The 21,377-nt window shown below is 71.3% G+C and carries 8 protein-coding genes; 7 read left to right on the top strand and 1 reads right to left on the bottom strand.

The features are described from left to right. Positions 1 to 54 precede the first annotated feature (54 nt). Positions 55 to 1,014, top strand: a complete 960-nt coding sequence (locus WS69_RS05695) for a helix-turn-helix transcriptional regulator (protein WP_059469825.1) — start codon at positions 55 to 57, stop codon at positions 1,012 to 1,014. Here WS69_RS05695 and WS69_RS33005 read toward each other — a convergent pair. Beyond that, the gene (locus WS69_RS33005) at positions 998 to 1,261 is read right to left on the bottom strand and encodes a hypothetical protein (protein WP_156437957.1); all 264 of its coding nucleotides are present in this window, start codon (positions 1,259 to 1,261) and stop codon (positions 998 to 1,000) included. The genes WS69_RS05695 and WS69_RS33005 overlap by 17 nt on opposite strands. Positions 1,262 to 1,454: 193 nt before the next feature. On the opposite strand from WS69_RS33005, the gene WS69_RS05690 reads away from it, so the two are divergent. The 6 genes from WS69_RS05690 (at position 1,455) to WS69_RS05665 (ending at position 21,369) form a co-directional block, all read left to right on the top strand. Further along, positions 1,455 to 1,898: a hypothetical protein gene (locus tag WS69_RS05690; protein WP_059469907.1), complete on the top strand. Its 444-nt coding sequence runs from the start codon at positions 1,455 to 1,457 to the stop codon at positions 1,896 to 1,898. Between the two features lie 231 nt (positions 1,899 to 2,129). Beyond that, entirely contained in the window at positions 2,130 to 8,513 is a 6,384-nt protein-coding gene (locus WS69_RS05685) for a non-ribosomal peptide synthetase (RefSeq protein ID WP_059469824.1), read from the top strand. Next, entirely contained in the window at positions 8,510 to 9,742 is a 1,233-nt protein-coding gene (locus tag WS69_RS05680) for an MFS transporter (RefSeq protein ID WP_059469823.1), read from the top strand. Before WS69_RS05685 ends, WS69_RS05680 begins: the two co-directional genes overlap by 4 nt. After that, complete coding sequence (locus WS69_RS05675; protein WP_059469822.1) at positions 9,735 to 19,490, top strand: type I polyketide synthase; 9,756 nt, start codon at positions 9,735 to 9,737, stop codon at positions 19,488 to 19,490. Before WS69_RS05680 ends, WS69_RS05675 begins: the two co-directional genes overlap by 8 nt. Continuing rightward, positions 19,487 to 20,605: a Gfo/Idh/MocA family oxidoreductase gene (locus WS69_RS05670; RefSeq protein WP_059469821.1), complete on the top strand. Its 1,119-nt coding sequence runs from the start codon at positions 19,487 to 19,489 to the stop codon at positions 20,603 to 20,605. Before WS69_RS05675 ends, WS69_RS05670 begins: the two co-directional genes overlap by 4 nt. Next, positions 20,602 to 21,369, top strand: coding sequence for a thioesterase II family protein (locus WS69_RS05665; RefSeq protein WP_059469820.1), 768 nt, complete (start codon positions 20,602 to 20,604; stop codon positions 21,367 to 21,369). Before WS69_RS05670 ends, WS69_RS05665 begins: the two co-directional genes overlap by 4 nt. The last annotated feature ends 8 nt before the right edge of the window (positions 21,370 to 21,377 follow it).

Raw genomic sequence — 21,377 nt, 5'->3', positions numbered from 1 at the left:
CCCGATCGGGTCGACTTCTACCCCAATCGGTATGCCGCGCGGAGACGATCACCGATGCCTTCTTCCAGTTCTACGCTTGCGAAACCCGAAGTCGCGATATCGACGCTGCTCGCCGATCCGACGCCGCCCGCCGAGTCCGCGCCCGATTGCCGGCTGCTCAGAGTCGCGCTGCAAGACGGCATCGATGTGCTCGTCTGGCAAGGCGCGCTGCGGCAGCCGATCTCGATGAATATCCGCGACGACTGGGGCCGCGTTCATTTCTGCTGCGCGCTGCAAGGTCGCTCGCGCTTCTCGATCGACGCCGGCAGCAGCGAAACCGAGCACGTGCTGTCGGCGGGCACGGGATGCATCAGCTACACACCGGATTGCAGCGGCCGCGCAATGCATTCGGGCCAGATCGAAAGCGTGACTGTGTCGATCCGGCCGGATCTCGTGCGTGAGCTCGCACCCGATCTCGACGCGGCGCTCGAGCGCAAGCTCGATTCGGCGCGCTGCTGCGCGCCGTGCCGGTGCGACGCGGAGATGCGCGCGACCGCGCAATCGTTGAGCCACGCGCTGCAGGACAGGCATCGGTGCGCGCACGGCCGCGCGGGCCGCCCGTCGATGTGGCTGCTCGGACAGAGCCTCGCGCTCGCGAGCCTCGTGATCGAAGCGCACGGCGACGCCGCGCCGCATGCGTGGCCGCTGCCGGCGGCGGAGCGGCAGAAACTGCTGCGCGCGCGGGATCTTCTGCTCGCGGACCTGAGCCGCGCGCCGACGATCGCGATGCTCGCGAAGGAAACGGGGCTCAGCGTGCTCAAGCTCAAGCGCGGGTTCCGGCAGTTGTTCGATCACAGCGTCTACGGTCTCTTCCAGCAAGAGCGAATGCACGAAGCGCGCCGCCGGCTGTCGAGCGCCGACATGCCGGTGATGACCGTCGCCGCCGACATGGGCTACGCGAACGCGAGCCACTTCACGGCGGCGTTCCAGAAGCAGTTCGGCGTCAATCCCTCGGCGTTCAAGCAGCGTCGCTGACGATCGGTTCGGCGGCGTTCGGGCTTTTCGCGACGTTCTCTTTCGCGACGTTCTCTTTCGCGGCGCGGCCCGTCCGCGCCCGCACGCGCTTTTCGCCGCCCTTGCCCGCCTTGCTCGCCCGGCGCGGATGCATCGCCATCCGTGCCGGGCGAGCCCTATTGGAGCGGCGGCAAGATACCGATGCGAGCGGAAATAAATCCGTTTCGGGTAGAGCTTCTAAACAACAATGCTTATCGTTCACAGTCATAAGAGGCACCGCAAATCGAGGCAGCGTGCGTCGCACAGCGCCGTTGCACTCGGGGCAGGCAGATGACGGATCGCAGATCCGTCAACGGTTCTTTCAGGCAACCGCGAATCGATTGCGCGTCTCGCCCGAAACCGTTCGACGCATCGTCTGTCCCGAGTCTTGCCGCTTGCGTGGCGTTACCGACGAGGGACTCATGAACGACTTCATCGACACCCGCTCCTGGCCGCTCGTGTACCTGCACATGCCTGCGCAGGTTCCCGATACGGAAGCGGACGCGCGGCTCGCGCAGTTCAAGGCGCTGTACACGCGCGCCGAGCCGTTCGTGCTGCTGATGGACGGCGAGGAATTGCCGCGTCATTCGCCGCGCTTCGTATCCGCCTACGTTCAATGGAGTCGCGACAACGTCGCGCAGCAGCGGCTTTGCGCCGGCGCGATCCGCATCGAGGCGGACGTCGCGCGGCGGCGCGCCTACGCAGAGAAAGCCCGCGCGTGGGATCGCGCCGAGCACGCGCCCTATCCGTTCCGCATCGCCGCGACGCACATCGAAGCGCGCACGCAGGCGCAAGCCTGGCTCGAGCAGCGCAGCGGCCGCGCACGCACGTCGGCCGCGACACGCGGCGCGCGCCGAAGTCCTTAGCAACGCGCGCGGGAACGCTGCGCCGATCGAACCGGCACGCGGCGTCGCGCATCGCACACGCCGCTGCCGCCGTCGCTCCGCGTCGCGTGCGCATGCCGCCGCCACTCATCCAATGACCGACGACCGCACGACGCATCGCGCCATCGCCCGCAAACGGGCGGCGGCGTACACGTCGACGGGGTGTCTTTGCGTTCAGGGTTTCGCATCACAACCGACTCGAGATCTTCATTCATGTCCGACCTTCATACGAGCCTCGCCCCCGATCCAGCCGTCGAAGCCGGTTGCATCGCGCTCGACGGCGCATCGCTGCGCGGCGAGCTTGCCGCCGATCTGTCCGTCGATCCCGAACGGCTGGACGCCGACGCCAACCTGCTGCAACTGGGCCTCGACTCGATGCGCCTGATGGCCTGGCTGAACCGGCTGCGTTCGCGCGGCCACACGCTGACGCTGCGCGAGCTGTACCGCGAGCCGACGCTCGCCGGCTGGCTCGCGCTGATGCGGCACAGCCCCGCGCGCGTCGCCGAGCGGCCCGCCGCGCCGCGGGCATGGCCGACGATGCGCGACGGCGAAGCGTTCGCGCTCACGCCCGTCCAGCACGCGTATCTCGTCGGTCGCGCCGCGCAGCAGCCGCTCGGCGGCGTCGGCTGCCATCTGTATCAGGAGTTCGACGGCGCGGGACTCACGCCGGACAGGCTCGAATCCGCCGTCCGCGCGCTGATCGCCCGCCATCCGATGCTGAGCGTCGCGTTCCGCGCGGACGGCCGCCAGCAATGGCGTGCGGGTTCGAGCTGGCCCGGCGTCGCCGTGCACGATTTGCGCGCCTGCGGCGATGCGGAACGCGAGCACGCGCTCGCCGCATTGCGCGAACGCCTCGGCCATCGCGTGCTCGACGTCGAGCACGGCGAGACGTTCGACTTCCAGTTGTCGCTGCTTCCCGGCGGGCGGCATCGTCTGCACGTCGACCTCGATCTGCTCGTGCTCGACGCGGCGAGCTTCACGCTGGTGTTCGACGAGCTCGCGGCGCTCGCCGGCGGCCGCGCGTTGCCGGCCATCGGCAGCGGTTACGACTTTCGCAGCTACGTCGCGCATCTGCAGCACGACAGCGCGGCCGCGCGCGAAACGGCGCAGCATTACTGGCGCGCGAAGCTGCCCGAACTGCCGGCCGCGCCGCGTCTGCCGCTCGCCCAGGAGCCCGAGCGCGTCGCGCCGGTGCGCTTCAGCCGCCGCCGCGCGGCGCTCGGCGAGGCCGACTGGCGCGCGTTCAAGACGCAGGCGAGCGCGTGCGGCGTCACGCCGACGATGGCGCTCGCGACGTGCTTCGGCGCGGTGCTCGCGCGCTGGAGCGGCGAGCCGCGCCTGCTGCTGAACCTGACGCTGTTCGATCGACAGCCGCTCGATCCGGCGGTCGAGCGGATGATCGCCGACTTCACGAACATCCTGCTGATCGATCTCGCCGCCGAAGGCGCGCCGTTCGACACGCTCGCGCGCGCGAACCAGGCGACGTTCGCCGACGCATACGAGCATCGCCACTGGTCGGGCGTCGAGCTGCTGCGCGAGCTGCGCAAGGAACAACGTCATCCGCACGGCGCGCCCGTCGTGTTCACGAGCAATCTCGGCCGCCCGCTGTACGGCCGCGACACCGCCGCCGCGCTCGGCGAGCCCGCGTGGGGCATCTCGCAAACGCCGCAAGTATGGATCGACCATCTCGCGTTCGAACACGGCGCGTCGGTATGGCTGCAGTGGGACAGCGTCGACGCGCTCTTTCCGGCAAGCCTCGTCGATGCGCTGTTCGATGCGTACGTCGCGCTCGTGCGGCATCTCGTGCGTGACGCCGGCGCCTGGCGCAAGCCGCTGCCCGATCCGATGCCCGACGCGCAGCGCGCGGTCCGCGCGCGCATCAACGACACCGCCCGGCCGGTGCCGGACGGTTGCCTGCACGACGGCTTCTTCCACGCGGCCGGGCGCGCGCCCGACGCCGTCGCGCTGATCCATCGCGACGCGCGAATCAGCTACGCGACGCTCGCCGAACAGGCGCGCCGCTGCGCGGGCGCGCTCGCGGCGCGCGGCGTGGGAGCGGGCGACACCGTCGCCGTCAGCATGTCGAAGGGCATCGGGCAGATCGTCGCGGTGCTCGGCGTGCTGCACGCGGGCGCGGTCTACGTCCCCGTGCCGCTCGACCAGCCGGAAGAACGCCGCCGCAAGATCTACGACGACGCGCGCGTGAAGCGGGTGCTCGTCTGCCGCGACGATCCGGCGGCGATCGCGGCGCCGGACGATCCGGCGCGCTATCTCGCGTGGCAGGACGCCGTCGCGGCCGACGCGCTGCGCGATCCCGTCGCGGTCGATCCGCGCACGTCGGCGTACGTGATCTACACGTCCGGCTCGACCGGCACGCCGAAGGGCGTCGTGATCTCGCATCGCGGCGCGCTCAACACGTGCGCGGAGCTGAACCGGCGCTACCGCGTCGGCTCCGATGATCGCGTGCTCGCGCTGTCCGCGCTGCACTTCGATCTGTCGGTCTACGACATCTTCGGCGTGCTCGCGGCGGGCGGCGCGCTCGTGCTGGTCGACGAAGCACAGCGGCGCGATCCGGCCGTCTGGTGCGAACTGCTCGACCGCCATCGCGTGACCATATGGAACAGCGTGCCCGCGCTGTTCGACATGCTCGTCACGTACGCCGAAGGCTTCGAGCTGCGCGCGCCGTCGACGCTGCGCGTCGCGATGTTGTCCGGCGACTGGATCGGTCTGGATCTGCCTGCGCGCTACCGCGCGTTTCGCGCGGACGGCGAGCTCGTCGCCATGGGCGGCGCGACCGAGGCGTCGATCTGGTCGAACGCTTACGATGTCGGCGACGTGCCGCCGCCCTGGCGCTCGATCCCTTATGGCTATCCGCTCGCGAACCAGCGCTATCGCGTCGTCGACGAGCAGGGCCGCGATTGCCCGGACTGGGTGCCGGGCGAACTGTGGATCGGCGGCGAAGGCGTCGCGCTCGGCTACTTCAACGACGCCGAACGCACCGCGCGGCAATTCGTCGACGACGCGAGCGGCCGCTGGTATCGAACAGGCGATCACGGCTGCTACTGGCCCGACGGCACACTCGAGTTTCTCGGCCGGCGCGACAAGCAGGTGAAGATCGGCGGCTACCGGATCGAGCTCGGCGAGATCGACGCGGCGCTCAATCGCATCGACGGCGTCAAGACCGGCATCGCGCTCGCGGTCGGCGAACGCGACAAATCCCTTGCGGCGTTCGTCGTGCCATCGGGCGACGCGCTGTTCGACGAACGGCGCGCGGATCCGGCATGGCCGTCCGACTTTCGCGCGCTGTTCGCGCCCATGGGCGATTGCGGCGCCGCTCGGGAAGCCGATCCGGATGCGGATGCGGACGCACACGCCGGCCGCGCCATCGACGCCATCGACGCCATCGGCAACGCGAGCGCAATCGCGGACGCCAGCCGCGATGTCGATGCCGATGCCGATGCCTACACCATCGCGAAGTCCGACGCGGCTATCGAACGTCTCATCGCCGATTTCCTGCACGACCATCTGCAACGCGAGGGCGTGACCTTCGACGCGCCGCTCGACGTCGACGCGGCGCTCGCGCGTTATCGCGCGCAGCCGGCGTGGCGTGCGCTGTTCGCGCGCTGGCTCGCGCTGCTGGCCGCGCACGGCCGCCTCGTCGAACAGGACGGCGCGTATCGCCGCGGCCCGCGCTACGACCACGCGCGCCGCCGGCCGCGCGCCGACGACCCGCTCTTCACGACCGCCGACGCGTTGCTCACTCACCACGACGCGCTCGGCGCGATCCTGCGCGGGCTGCGCCCGGCGCACACGCTGCTCGACCATCCGTTCTGGTCGCCGGAATCGCTGCTGCTGCGCAGCGACGGCGCCGGGCAAGCGATCGATGCGCTCGCCGCCGCGGTCGCGGCGCTATCCCGCTCGCTGGGGCGGCCCGCACGGCTCGTCGAGATCGGCGCGCGCAGCGGCCTGTGCGGCGAAGCGCTGCTGCGCCGCCTCGACGCGCAACGGCTGATCTACACGGCCATCGACGCGTCGCAGGACATGGTGCTGCGCGCGCAGGCGCGCCTCGCCGCGTTCCCGCATGCGCAAGCGCGGCGCGCGGCCCCCGCGTCGCTGAACGATCTCGCGCACGGCGCTGACGTGGTCTGGGCCAACAACGCGCTGCACCGCCTCGGCGATGCGGCGCTCGACGAACTCGTCGAGCTGGCCGCGCCGTCGGCGCTCATCTATGTGACCGAGCTGCGCGATGCGTCGGCGCTCGCGCTCGTCAGCGCCGACCTGCTCGCGGGCGGCGCCGCCGCGCAGCACAGCCTGCGCCGCGCGGAAGACTGGCGGCGCACATTCGACGATCGCGCGCTCGCATGCGAGCAGTCGGACGACGTCGGCGCGCACCGGCGCTTCGTGCTGCGCGCGCCCGCCATCGTGCGCACGCCCGATCCGCGAAAGCTGGGCGCAGCGCTCGCCGCGCACCTGCCGTCCTACATGCTGCCGCAGCGCCTCTACTTCATCGACGCCCTGCCGCTCACCGCGAACGGCAAGATCGACCACAAGGCGCTGCTGGCCCGCTGCGCGCCCGCCGCCGCTGTCGCCGATGCCGATGCCGATGCCGATGCCGACACCGAGCGGCAAGCGCCGCAGGGCGACGCCGAAACGGCCGTCGCCGCGCTGTGGCGACGCCTGCTGCAAGTCGATGCGGTGCATCGGCACAGCCACTTCCTGCAGCTCGGCGGCGACAGCCTGCTCGCGACGCGCCTGATCGGCGAACTCGATCGGGCGGGCTACACGGCGCGGCTCGGCGATCTGTTCGACTACCCGACGCTCGCCGCCTTCGCCGCGACGCTGCGCCCGCGCATCGAGCCGGCAGCGGACGCACTGCGGCCCGACGCCGCGTCGCGCTTCCAGCCGTTCCCGCTCACCGACGTCCAGCAGGCGTATCTCGTCGGCCGCCAGGCCGGCTTCGCGCTGGGCGGCGTCGGCTCGCACTTCTTCGTCGAATTCGAAGTCGAGCGGCTCGACGTCGTGCGTTTCGAAGCGGCGTGGAACCGCCTGATCGCGCGCCACGACATGCTGCGCGCGGTCGTCCGCGACGGCCGACAGCAGGTGCTCGCCGAAGCGCCGCCGTTCACGTTGACGCGCCATCGCGTCGCGAGCCTCGACGGTCCTGACGCCGCCGCGCTGCGCGAGCGGCTCGCGCATCAGGTCCTCGATCCCGCGCGCTGGCCCGTGTTCGACGTGCAAGCGGCCGAAGACGGCGGCGAGCGCAGCCGGCTCTACGTGTGTCTCGACAATCTGATGCTCGACGGTCTCAGCATGCAGATCCTGCTCGCCGAGCTCGAACAGCTGTATGTCGCGCCCGATCGCGCGCTGCCGCCGCTCGACATCGGCTTTCGCGATTACGTGACGCACGTCGCCGGCCGGCGCGCCAGCGAAGCGTCGCTCGCCTACTGGCAGCGCCGGCTCGACGGCCTGCCCTCCGCGCCGCAACTGCCGCTTCGCCGCACGCCCGCGGAAATCGGGACGCCGCGCTTCGTGCGGCTGTCGGCGCGCCTGTCGCGCGCGCAATGGCACGCGCTGAAGGCGAGCGCCGGCGCGGCGAGCCTGACGCCGTCGGCCCTGCTGCTCGCCGCGTATTCGGCCGTGCTGTCCGCGTGGAGCGCGCAGCGCGAGCTGTGCGTGAACCTGACGCTGTTCGATCGGCAGCCGGTGCATCCGCAGATCGAGCAGGTGCTCGGCGACTTCACGTCGCTGCTGTTGCTCGCGTGGCAGCCCGCGAATGACTGGCTCGCGAGCGCGCAGCGGCTGCAACAGCGGCTGTGGCAAGACCTCGCGCACCGCGACGTGTCGGCGCTCTGGGTGATGCGCCAGCTCGCGCAGCGGCACGGCCGGGCCGCCGCCGAAATGCCGGTCGTGTTCACGAGCGCGCTCGGCTTCGATCACGACCGCTTCCTCGCCCACGCGTCGTGGCTCGAACCGCGCTCGGGCATCTCGCAGACGCCGCAGGTATGGCTCGATCACCAGGTCTACGAATCGGAAGGCGAGCTGCGCTTCAACTGGGATGCGGTCGAAGCGCTGTTCGAGCCCGACCGGTTGCGCGCGATGTTCGATCAGTACGTCGCGCTGCTGCAGCGGCTCGCGACCGACGCATCGGCGTGGCGGCTGCCGCTCGACGTCCTCGTGCCGCGTGTCGGCCAGGCCGGCGCGCGGTCGATGCGCGACGCGCGCGCCGTCGGCTCCGCCACCGCCGCGCCTGCGGCGCCGATCACCGCGCTTCGCGACGACGCACCGGTCGACGCCGCGCTCGTCGGCCGGCTGCGCCAGCATTTCGAACAGACGCTCGGCCTGCCGATCGCCGCGCGACAGAGCTTCTTCGAAGCCGGCGCGTCGTCGCTCGAACTCGTTCAATGGCACGTCAAACTTCGGCACGCGGGCTACGCGTCGCTCGCGGTGACGGATCTCTTCACGCATGCGTCGCCGCACGCGCTCGCCGCGCATCTCGGCGGCGCGCACGCGCCGGCCCAGGCCGACGACGCGAACCGGCGCACGCTCCTCGACCAACGCAGAGCGAAGCTGCAGCGCCGGCGAGGAGCCGCCGCATGAAGCGCTATCTGCCGTACTGGTCGTACTACGCGCACCAGGGCATGGTCAGCGCGCTGACGATGCAGGGCGTCGTCGGCTACTTCCGGCACGCGGGCGCCGACCTCGCTCAGTTGAGCTGGCTGTCGCTCGCGATGCTGCCCTGGGTCGGCAAATTCCTGTGGGCGCCGTGGTGCGAGCGTCACGCGCTGCCGCTGCGCGGCAACCGCTATCAGGGCAGCCTCGCGCTGCTGCAACTCGGCATGGCGGCCCTCATCGCGTGCATCGGCTTGCTGCCGCCGGCGCACGCGGCGGGCGCGATCGTCGTGTCGCTGACACTGCTGTCGCTGCTGTCCGCGAGCCACGGCATCTACGCGAACGGCATCGCGATCTGCACGACCGACGCCCGCAGCCGCCCGTTCGCGAACGTCGCGCAAGTCGGCGGCAGCTATCTGGGGATTCCGCTCGGTTCGTTCGTGTTCCTCGCGATCGCCGAGCGCGCCGGCTGGCGCTACGGCTTCGCGGGCATCGCCGCGCTGTCGCTGCTGCTGCTGATTCCGTCGCTGCTGATCCGCCAGCCGATGCAGGCCGCGCCCGTCGGCTCGGCGCGCCCGCGCCTGCACTGGCGCGATCTGCGCGGGATCGGGCCCGCGCTCGCGCTGACCGCGATCTACCTCGTCGCGATGCGCGGGCTGATGGCGCTGCAGACCGTGCTGCTCGTCGATGCGGGGCTCGGCCTGAGCGCGCTCGGCGAAGTCGTCACGATCTACAGCACGGTCGCGAGCGGCGTCGGCATCGCGCTCGGTGGCTGGGCCATGCGCCGTTTCGGCGCGTGGCGGTGCGTGCTGCCCGTCATGCTGTCGTTCCCGCTGCTCGCGGGCGTGCTCGCCATCGGCTATCCCCGCTTCGGCATACGCGAATGGACGCTCGCGTTCGGCTTCGTCAACGTCGCGGCGGCGATCGGCTTCGTCACGCTCTACAACGTGCTGATGGGACTCACCCGCCCTCACCAGCCGGCATCCGACTACGCGCTGTTCCAGTCGACCGACATGGCCGTCGCCATGCTGATGTCGATGGCCGTCCTGCGCGTCAGCCACGCCGTCGGCTATCGCCCGGTGCTCGCGTTGCTCGCCGCGCTGGCCGTCGCGAGCCTGTGGCCCGCGATCCGGCTGTGCCGCCGGCTCGCGCGGCCGGCCGCACCCGCGCCTTCTCCCGCCGCCCACGAACCCTCTCTCGAAACCAGTCATGGATAAAGCCACTTCGTCCGCTCGCCCGGCCGCGGACCTCGACGCGCTGCTCGCGACGCATTACCCGAACGGCGAGCCGATCGCCGTGATCGGCCACGCATGCCGCTTTCCGGAAGCGGACGACAGCGACGCGTTCTGGCGCAACCTGCTCGCCGGCGCCGAATGCAGCCGCCGCTTCACGCGGCAGGCGTTGCTCGACGCGGGCCTCGACGCCGCGACGATCGACGCGCCGAACTTCGTCAACGTCGGCACCGTCGTGCGCGACGCCGATGCGTTCGACGCCGCGCTGTTCGGCTATTCCCGTCAGGAAGCCGAATCGATCGACCCGCAGCAGCGCCTCTTCCTGCAGATCGTCTGGCACGCGCTCGAGCACGCGGGCTACGCGCCGCGCGACGTCCCGCACCGCACCGGCGTGTTCGGGTCCGCGCGCATCAGCACGTATCCGGGCAGGGAGCCGCTGCGTATCGCCGAAGTCGCGCAGGTCAAGGGCCTGCAGTCGCTGATGGGCAACGACAAGGACTATGTCGCGACGCGCGTCGCGTACAAGCTGAACCTGCGCGGACCGGCGCTCGCCGTGCAGACCGCGTGCTCGAGCTCGCTCGTCGCCGCGCACCTGGCTTGCGAAAGCCTGCGCGCCGGCGAATGCGACATGGCCGTCGCGGGCGGCGCGGCCGTATCGTTTCCGCAGCACGCGGGCTATCTGCATCAGCCGGGCATGATCTTCTCGCCGGACGGCCGCTGCCGGCCGTTCGACGCCGACGCGCAAGGCACGTTCGCCGGCAACGGCGTCGGCGCGGTCGTGCTGCGGCGGCTCGGCGACGCGCTGCGCGACGGCGACCCCGTCATCGCGGTGCTGCTCGGCAGCGCGATCAACAACGACGGCGACCGCAAGGTCGGCTACACCGCGCCGTCGGCGGCCGGACAGCGCGACGCGATCCGCGACGCGCTGATGCTCGCGGGCGTCGACAGCACGCAGATCGGCCTCGTCGAGGCGCACGGCACCGGCACGCCGCTCGGCGATCCGATCGAGCTCGAAGCGCTGCGCGGCGTCTTTCATCGGGCGGGCGAAGGACCGCGCTGCGCGCTCGGCTCGGTCAAGAGCAACATCGGGCACCTCGATACGGCGGCCGGCATCGCGAGCCTGCTGAAAGCCGTGCTCGCCGTCGAGCGGCGCGCGATTCCGCCGAGCCTGCACTTCCGCAAGCCGAATCCGGCGCTCGGCCTCGACGACAGCCCGTTTTACGTGCCCACCGAAGCGCAGCCCTGGGACGACGCATCGCGCGTCGCGGGCGTGTCGTCGTTCGGCATCGGCGGCACGAACTGCCATGTGGTCGTCGCGTCGCTGCCGGACGCGTTGCGCGCGGCGGTTGGCGGCGACGACCGTGCGCAGCCGGACGCGGGCGCGGCGCTGCTGCTGAGCGCGGCGAGCGAGCCCGCGCTGCAACGCCTCGCGCGCGGCTACGCGGACGCGCTGCAGCATGCGAGCGCGCGCGACTTGCTCCATACCGCGCTGCGCGGACGGCAGCTCGACCTGCCGCACCGGCTCGCGGTGCCGTTCTGCGAAGAAACCGTCGCGGCACTCGACGCGTTCGCGCTGGGCGAAGACGATGCGCTCGTCCATCGCGGCAGCGGCGAAGCCGGACAAATGGCCTGGCTTTTCACGGGCCAGGGCTCGCACTGGCCCGGCATGGGACAGGCGCTCTATCGGCAATCGCCCGCGTTCGCCGCGTGTCTCGACCGCTGCTTCGCGGCCTGCGACGGCGAGCTCGACGTCCCGCTGCGCGACGCGATGTTCGGCGAGCGCGGCGATCTGCTCGAACGGATGGACTACGCGCAACCCGCGATCGTCGCATTCGAACTCGCGATGGCCGCGCACTGGCGCGCACTCGGTCTCGAGCCGCAGATCGTGATCGGTCATTCGGTCGGCGAATACGCGGCCGCGGTCGTCGCCGGACACTACGAGATCGAGCAGGCGATGCCGCTCGTCCGGCTGCGCGGCGCGCTGATGCAGCGCTGCGCGGAGGGCGCGATGCTCGCCGCGTTCGCGTGCGCCGACGAATTGCTGCCGCTCGCCAGGCAAGCGGGCGTCGACGTCGCCGCGCATAACGGCGAGCGTCATCTCGTGTTCTCCGGCCGTCGCGATGCAGTCGACGCGCTCGCCGCCGCGCTCGCCGCGAAAGACATCCGCCACGCGCGGCTTACGGTCCCGGGCGCCGCGCATTCGGCGCTGCTCGATCCGGTGCTCGACGCGTTCGAACGCGCGGCCGCGCAGCTGCATGCGACGCCCGGCCGTGTGCAGCTCGTATCGACGCTGGTCGGCGAGCCGATCGACGCCGATGGGCTCAACGCGCACGGCTACTGGCGCCGGCACATGCGCGAACCGGTCCGTTACGCCGACGCGGTCCGTCACGCGATCGCACAGGGCGCGGGCGTGTTTCTCGAACTCGGGCCCGATGCGCAGCTGACGGGGATCGGCCTGCGCGAGTCGCCTCAACGCGCGCGCTGGATCGCGAGCGCGCGCCGGCAACAGCCCGCGCTCGCGCAAACGCGGCAAGCGACGCTCGAACTCTATGCGGCGGGCGTCGCGCTGCCGTGGGCGAACGTGCTGCCTTCGTCCGGCCGCAAGCTGCACGCGCCGCGCTATCCGTTCGATGCCGAACGCTATTGGCGCGATGCGCAGCCGGCGGCCGTCACACCGCCCGCGGCGCACGGCGGCGATATCGACCCGGCGCTCGCCGAAGGCCGCCGGGTCGCGGCCGCAGCCGCCGCATCGCTCGATCTGCCGCGCCTGCAACGACTCTACGACTGTGTCACGCAGTTGCATGCGATCTACGTCGATCGGCTCGTGCGCCGCTGCATCGGCGAGCGCTTCGACGAGGGCGCGACCGCGCTCGACATCCTGCGCGCGGGCCGTCTGCTGCCGCGCCATCGCCAGCTGCTCGTGCGTCTCCTGAATGCATGCGTCGAAGACGGCTACTACCGCCGCGACGACGACCGCTACGCACCCGCGCTCGCGGCGCCCCACGCGGAGCGCGACGCGCTGCTGCAGATCCTGCGCGACTGCTGCGAAGGCTTCGACGTGATCGCCGACACCGTCGCGCGCGCGGGAGACAGCCTGCACGCGATGATGAGCGGCGACATCGAGCCGGTCGCGGTGATCTTCCCGGACAGCGCGTCGAGCGGCGTCGAAGTGCTGTATCAGGAATTCAGCTTCGGGCGCTATTTCAACCAGATCGCCGCGGGCGTCGTCGCGGGGCTCGTCCGCGAGCGGCAGACGAACCGTCGCCGGCACCGCCCGTTCCGGATTCTCGAAGTCGGCGGCGGCACCGGCGGCACGACCGCGTGGCTGCTGCCGGAACTCGACGGCGAGCCGAACGTCCGCTACGACTTCACCGACATCTCGCCGATCTTCACGCGGCGCGCCGAGCAGAAATTCGCCGCTCACGAATGCGTCGACTATCGCGTGTTCGATCTGCAAAAAGACGCGCAAGCGCAAGGCTTCGAAGCGGGCGCATACGACCTGATCGTCGCGGCCAACGTGATCCATGCGACGCAGCACGTCGGCCGCGCGCTCGCGAACCTCGCGCCGCTGCTGAAGCCGGGCGGCCGTCTGCTGATGCGCGAGATCACGCGGCCGATGCGCCTCTTCGATTTCGTATTCGGCCCGCTCGTGCTGCCGCTGCACGACGAGGACGCGCGCGGCGGCGAGCTGTTCCTGTCGACCGCGCGCTGGAAGGAACAATGCATCGCGGCGGGCTTCGAGCGCATCGACTGGCTGCCGGACGACGGCGCGCCGACGTCGGGCATCAGCGAGCACATCGTGCTCGCGTCCGCGCCGGGCCGCTCGGCGGGCGTCGCGCCGTGGCTCGCCGACGACGCCGATCCGCTGCTCGGCCAGCCGCTCACCGACGACGGCGTGTATCTCGCCGACTGGTCCGATTGCGCGGGCCGGCGCGAGGCTTGGCAGCAACGGCTCGCGCGCGGCGGCGCGGAACTGGCGGGCCGCCACGGCGGCGGCCAGGCGGCGCCGACGATTCGCGCGCCCGAGCGCGCGCCAGCGTGGCTGACGCTCGTGCGCCTGCGCTGGTGCGCCAGTCCGTTCGGCGCGGCGCGGATCGCGCTCGACGCGCGCGACGAATCCGGCGCGTGGCGGCCGCTCGACGCCGACTCCCCCGAAGACGGCCTGCCCGCGCCGCTGCCTGCGCGCGATACGCATTACGGCTGGCAGTGGCGGCCCGTGTCCGATGCGTCGCCGGATGCGAACGGCATCGCGTTGCACACCGAGTCGGCGTCGTTCGCCGACGCGCTGCGCGACGCGGGCATGCCGATCGCGCCGCACGCGGATCGCCGATTGTTCATCCTCGATCCGGATGAGAAGCCGCTACAGGCGATCGCGTCGGCATTGCTCGCCGCGCTGTCCGAAGCAAGCCGCGCGCCGCTCGTCGTGGTGACCCGCGGCGCATGGAAGGTCCACGCCGACGATTTCGTCGACGCCGCGCATCGCGCCGCCTGGGGGCTGCTGCGCGTCGCGGCCGCCGAACGGCCGGACCGCGTGCTCGCCGCGATCGACCTGCATCCGGCCGCCGCGTGGCGCGATCTGCTGCCGGCGCTCGATGCGCTCGGCAGCGGCGCTCGCTGGCTCGCGGTCCGCGACGGCCGCGCGCACGCGCCATCGCTCGCGGCGGAACCCTACGTCGCGCCCGCGCTGCCCGCCGGCGCGCTCGTCGGCGAACGCTGGCACGTCGTCACCGGCGCGTTCGGCGGTCTCGGCCGGCTGAGCGTGCGCTGGCTCGCGCGCCACGGCGCGCGCCGCATCGCGCTCGTCGCGCCTCGCGCGCATGACGACTGGTCTGCGTTCCAGCATGAAGTCGAAGCGCACCATGCATGCGAATTGCGCTGGGTGCGCTGCGACGTCGCCGAGCCCGCGCAGTTGACGGCGGCGCTGCAAGCGCTGCACGCGGATGGCGGCGTCGCGGGCGCGATCCATGCGGCCGGCGTCCTCGACGACGCGCCGCTCGCCACGCTCGACGCCGAACGCATCGCACCCGTGCTCGCTGTGAAGGCCGACGCGGCGCGCGTGCTGCGCGACTGGCTCGGCGCACACGACGCGCGCTATCTGCTCTTCTATTCGTCGGCGGCCGCCGCGCTCGGCGCGCCGGGACAAGGCGCGCACGCGTTCGCGAGCGCCTATCTCGACGGGCTCGCCGAAGCGCGCGCAAGCGGCGAAACACCGGCGGTGATCTCCATCGCGTGGGGCGCGTGGAGCGAAGCCGGACGCGCTGCCGAGCCCGCATTGCAACACAAGCTCGCGGAAAGCGGGATGGGCGCGCTGTCGAGCGCGGAAGGCCTGTGGCATCTGGAACAGGCCGTGATGCGCGGCGCGCCATACCGGCTCGCGATGCGCGTGCTGCGCGAGCGGCTCGACGCCGGCCGCCGCGCGCTGTTCGACGCCGACATCAACGCCGGCGCCGATACGCCATCCGCCCGGCTCGCGCGCTCGCCGGCGGCGGCCTCCCGCGCCGCTTCGGCGTCAGCGGCAGCCGCTATGGCACCCGCCGCCGCACGCCCCGATCCGCGCGATGCCGATGCCGTCTGCCAATGGTTGACGGCGCGCATCGCCGCGCAGCTGAAGCTCGACGATCTCGCTCAACTCACGCCGAAACGCGATCTGCTGAAGCTCGGCCTCGATTCGCTGCTGTTCCTCGAATTGCGGAGCGCCGTCGAATCACAGCTCGGCGTCAAGCTCGACGCCGAGCGCGCGTATCGCGACATGACGGTCGCCGGAATCGGCCGGCTGATCGTCGAATCCGCGCCCGCCGACGCCAGCGCGCCCGCTTCGGACGCCGGCGCGCTCATCCACGATCCCGCGAACCGCTTCGAGCCGTTCCCGTTGACGCCGATCCAGCACGCGTACTGGCTCGGCCGCACCGATCTGATCGCCTATGGCGGCGTCGCGTGTCACGTGCTGTTCGAATGGGACATGCGGCGCGACACGTTCGACCTCGCACGCTTCGAGGCCGCCTGGAACGCGCTCGTCGCGCGTCACGACATGCTGCGGATGATCGTCGATTCGGACGGCCGCCAGCGCATCCTGCGCGACGTGCCCGCCTACCGGCCGCGGCGGCACGACCTGAAGCGCCTCGCCGCCGACGAGCAGGCGCGCGCGCTCGAACACATCCGCGACGAACTGTCGTACCGCGTGCTGCCCGCCGACCGCTGGCCGCTGTTCGAGCTCGTCGTGACCGAGCTCGACGATGCGCGCTACCGGCTCCACATGAACCTCGACCTGCTGCTGTTCGACGTGCAGAGCTTCAAGGTGATGATGGACGACCTCGCGCGCGCCTATCGCGGCGCGACGCTCGAACCGCTGCAGATCACGTTCCGCGACTACGTGCTCGCCGATCAGGCGCGCCGCGACGCGCCCGACTGGCAGGCATCGTGGCGCTACTGGCAGCGCACGCTCCCGCAACTGCCGCCCGCGCCCGCGCTGCCGCTCGACCCCGAACGCGCCGACCGCGCGCGGCCCCGCTTCACCACATATCAGGCGCGCCTCGAACGCGCGGACTGGGACAAGCTCAAACGCGAATGGCAGCGCTGGGGCGCGACGCCGTCGGCCGCGCTGCTCGCGCTCTTCGCGCACACGCTCGAACGCTGGAGCCGGCATCCGGATTTCACGCTGAACCTGACGTTCTTCAACCGGCGTCCCGATCACCCGCAGGTCTCTCAATTGATCGGCGATTTCACGTCGGTGCTGCTGATCGATTTCGCGCTGAACGGCGCACCGACGCTGCGCGACACGATCGAGCGCACGCAGGAACGGCTCTGGCAGCGCCTCGCGCACAGCCAGGTCAACGGCGTCGAGCTGATGCGCGAGCTGTCGCGCGGCCGCGCGCACGATCCTCGCCGGCCGCTGATGCCGGTCGTGTTCACGAGCATGCTGGGGATGTCGCTCGACGGCCTGAGCATCGATCAGGCGATGACGGGCCTGTTCGGCGAGCCGGTCCATGTGTTCACTCAAACGCCGCAGGTCTGGCTCGATCATCAGGTGATGGAAGTCGACGGCGATCTCGTGTTCAGTTGGTACTGCATGGATGACGTGCTCGCACACGGCGCCGCGCAGGCGATGTTCGACGATTATCGATGCCTGCTGCGCGGAATCGCCGCGCAACCGGAACGGATGACGCAGTCCGGGCTCGCGCAGCTGCGCGACGACGGCGCATGGGCGGATTTCGCGCGTCGCCGCTGGCCGCTGCGTGCCGACGATGCGGGCATGGATCTGCGCGACATCGAAGACCTGCTGCGCGCGCAGGACGGCGTATCCGATGCCGACGCGGCGCTCGCCGAAGACGGTCGCACGCTCGACATCGTCGTGTCGGCTGCCGGCGCGCAGGTCGCGCCGCCGCCCGAGATCGACGCGCCGCTGACCCTGACGTCTGCGCTGCCGATGCTCGACGCGTCGCAGCTCGCGGAAATCGATGCGACATGGCACTGGCTCGAAGCGCGCGCGCTGCGCGGCATCGCCCGGACGCTGCATCGCCACGGCCTGTTCGCGCAGGCCGGGCAACGCCACGATCTCGATGAAGTGCAGTCGCGCCTGCGCGCGCAACCGCAGTACCGCCGGCTCGCGCGGCAATGGCTGCTCGCGCTGGCCGAGCGCGGCTGGCTGCGCCGCGAAGGCGACGCGTTCGTCGGCGAACGTGCGCTCGATACCGTTCCCGGCCCGGCCGAGGCGCTACCGCAAGCCGGCTGGAGCCGCGCGCTCGGCGCGTATCTGGATACGTGCATCGCACGTCACGATGCGCTGTTCGACGGCACGCAAGCGCCGCTCGCGCTGCTGTTCGACGACGACGATGCGGTCACCCGCGCGTTGTACAGCGACAATCCGGCGATCGACTGCCTGAATCGCGGCGCCGCGCAGATCGCGCGCGCGCTCGGCGAGCGCTCGGGCGGGCTGCGCGTGCTCGAAGTCGGCGCCGGCACCGCCGCGACGACGCGCCACCTCGTGCCGGCGCTCGACGGCCGGCTGCACAGCTACCGCTTCACCGACGTGTCGACGCTGTTCCTCGACGCCGCCCGCGAACGCTTCGCCGGCCACGCGAAGCTCGACTACGCGCGCTTCGACATCAACGCGCCGGTCGATTTCGATACGCATCCGGAAGCAGGCTACGACGTCGTCGTCGCGGTCAACGTGCTGCACGACGCGAGCGACGTCGTGCGGTCGCTGCGCCGCCTCGGGCAATTGCTGAGACCGGGCGGCCGCCTGTTGATGATCGAGGCGACCGAGCGCGACAGCGCGCTGCAGATGGCGAGCATCGGCTTCATCGAAGGCCTGAACGGCTACGACGATTTCCGCACGGCCGACGACAAGCCGATGCTCGATCTGCCGACGTGGCGCGACGCGCTCGGGCAAGCGGGCTTTTCGGTCGAACTCGCGTGGCCGGAGCAGGAATCCAGCCCGCTGCGTCAGCACCTGGTGCTCGCACGCGCGACGCACGTCGGCCGGCTCGATCTCGGGGCGCTCGAACGCGGCCTGCGCGCACGCTGCGGCGACGCGCTGCCGCCGGTGCGCATCCGGCAATGCGAGCGCATCGATCGACATGCGGACCGCCACGCGGCGCAGCGCGACGAAGCGAACGAAGGCGCGCCGAGCCGCGCGGCTCGCGCGTCGCACACGTCGACCGCGGCCGTCGCGCCGCCGCGCGATCCGCAAGCGCAAGCCGCGCTCGAACGCAGCGTCGGCGCGGTGTGGCAGGCGCTGCTGAAGTGCCCGGTCCATCGCGACAGCGATTTCTTCCAATCCGGCGGCGACAGTCTGATCGCGACGCGAATGATCGCGCAGCTCAATCGCGACGGCATGCGCAACGCGAGTCTGCAAGCGCTCTTCGCCGAACCGACGCTCGGCGCGTTCTGCGCGACGCTGAACGCGCCGCCCGCGTCCGAAGCGGCCGTGGCAGCGGATGCGGGCGGCTGCCTGGTGGCGCTCGCCGAAGGGCGCGATCCGGCGCGTGTGTTCATGTTCCACGCGTCCGACGGCGAGCTCGCCGCGTACGTGCCGCTCGCGCGGCATCTGGACTGCCGCGTTCACGGCTTGCGCGCGACGGACGCGACGCTGCCCGACGATCTCGGCGCGCTCGCCGATCGCTACGTGCAAGCCATCCGCGCGTCGCAGCCGCACGGGCCGTATACGTTGATCGGGTGGTCCTATGGCGCGTCCGTCGCCGCCGAGGCCGCGCGCTTGCTGCACGAGCGCGGCGAGACGGTCGAACTCGCGCTGCTCGATCCCGTCTGCCGCGCCGATTTCGATCATGCCGATCGCGCGTCGCTGCTGCGTCTGCTAGCACAAGGGCGCGCCGTCGTGCCGCTGCCCGACGACCTCGAACAGCTCGACGCCGACGAGCAGACCGCGTGCTTCGTCCGCGCCGCGCAAACGGCCGGGCTGCTGCCGGAGCGCACGAGCGCCGCCGATGCGCAGCGCTGGCTGACGCGCATCGGCGACCTGCTCGGCCTGCTCGCGCGCCACCACGCGCCCGCCCCGCTGCCGATCCGCTGTCTGTGGATCGCCGCCGCGCACCGCCCGTCCCGCTGGCGATCGGCCGAACTCGACTGGCAAGGCTGGGACACGCATGCGGAACGCCACACGCTCGACGCAGACCACTGGACGCTCGTGATGGACGACGCACGAGCACAGAACGTCGCCGCCCTGTTCCGGCAGTGGCGCGACAACCCTCGCCGCCCGCAGGAGAAAGTCGCATGAAACCGCTCAACCCGCGCAACAGGCGCGTGCTCGTCGCCGGCGCAAAATTCGGCGAAATCTATCTGAATGCGTTCCTCGCGCCGCAGCCGGGGCTCGAGCTCGCGGGACTCCTCGCGAACGGCAGCCCGCGCGCGCGGCAACTCGCTCACGCGTTCGGCATTCCGCTCTACACGTCGATCGACGACGTGCCCGGCGACATCGACATCGCATGCGTGGTCGTCCGCTCGACGGTCGTCGGCGGCGCCGGCACGTCGCTCGCGCAGGCATTTCTCGAACGCGGCGCGCACGTCGTGCAGGAGCATCCGCTGCATCCGGACGACGTCGCCCGCCTGCAGCGGCTCGCCGCGCAACGCGAGCGCGCCTATTGGGTCAACAGCTTCTATGCGCACACGCCGGCCGGCCGCTGCTGGATCGATCGCGCTCGGCGCGTGCGGCGCGCGCTCGGCGGCGAGCACGCGCACTTCGCGCATCTCGCGACGAGCCGACAGTTGCTCTACTCGTCGCTCGATCTGCTGCTGCAGGCGAGCGGCGCCGTCGACGCGACGGTCGACGCCGCGGACGACGACGATCCCGCGTTCCACGCGCTGCGAGTCGGCCTGCCAGGCTGCCGCGCGACGCTGCGTCTGCAGACCTATCTCGATCCCGACGATCCCGATCTGCACAGCCTCGCGATGCATCAGCTCACGCTCGGCTGGCCTTCCGGCTATCTGTCGCTCGACGCGAGCTACGGCCCGGTCGTCTGGACCGCCGCGCTATACGATCCGCAGCATCGCGACGGCAATCGCAGCGCGTACCGGACGACGGGCGCCGAAAGCGCGCATCTCGACCGGCCGCCCGCCCTGCCGCTGCATCCCGCGCCGGCAAGCTGGCGCGACGCGCTCGAAGTCGACGGCCCCGCGGGCGTCGCGCACGTGCTGCACGCGCTGCGCCAGCATCTCGACGGCGCGGCGGCGCCCGCCGCGTTCGATCCCGCCTATCAGCTCACGCTCGCCCGCGTCTGGCAAAAGACACTGCAATGCGCGGGTCCCGCGCGCGAGCGCCGCGTCGCGCCGCCGCCGGCGATCGACCCGCGCACGCTCGTCGACGCCGCGCCCGACGAACAGGTGGCGGCATGAACGAGCGGCGGATGCTGCGCCCGTGGATCATGGCGCCGGAGCCGGCTGCGTGGCGGCTCGTCATGTGCCCGTTCGCGGGCGGCAGCAGCAGTGCATTCCGCGATTGGCGCAACGTCGACGACTTCGGCCTCGACGTCTCGCTCGCGATCTATCCGGGCCGCGACCACCGGATGCGCGAGCCGGGCGCGGACGACATCGGCTGGCTCGCCGATCAGCTCGCCGACGAGCTGGTCGATGCGCAGGCGTCGCCCGGCAAGCTGATCCTCGCCGGCCACAGCATGGGCGCGCAAGTGGCGTTCGAGACCTGCGAGCGTCTCGAGCGGCGCGGCGCGCCGCCGTTCGCGCTCGTGCTGTCCGGCTGCCACGCGCCGCACCTGAAAGGACGTCGCCTGCTCAGCCATCTCGACGACCGCGCGTTCGTCGATCAGCTCGTCGAGATCGGCGGCAGCGACGCCACCCTGCTGTCCGATCCATCGCTGCTCGCGATCTTCCTGCCGATGCTGCGCGCCGATTTCCGGATCACCGAAGCCTATCGCCGCATGCCGCGCGCCGACCGGCGCCGCATCGACACGCCGACGCTGCTCGTCCACGGCAGCCGCGACATCGAAGCGTCGCGCGAAGAAGTCGCCGCGTGGCGCGACTGGCTGCGTCGCGCGGACGAACCAATCGCGATGCCCGGCGACCACTTCTACGTGACCCGCAGACCGCGCGCCTTTCTGCAACAGATCCTGCGCCGGCTCGAGTCGACCTCCGCGTGTGTATGACCCTCAGA

The organism is Burkholderia sp. BDU5 (assembly GCF_001522845.1).
In the GTDB taxonomy this organism is placed as follows: domain Bacteria; phylum Pseudomonadota; class Gammaproteobacteria; order Burkholderiales; family Burkholderiaceae; genus Burkholderia; species Burkholderia mayonis.
Note: the sequence above shows the minus strand (reverse complement) of the source record. Positions and strands in the feature narration are given on the sequence as shown.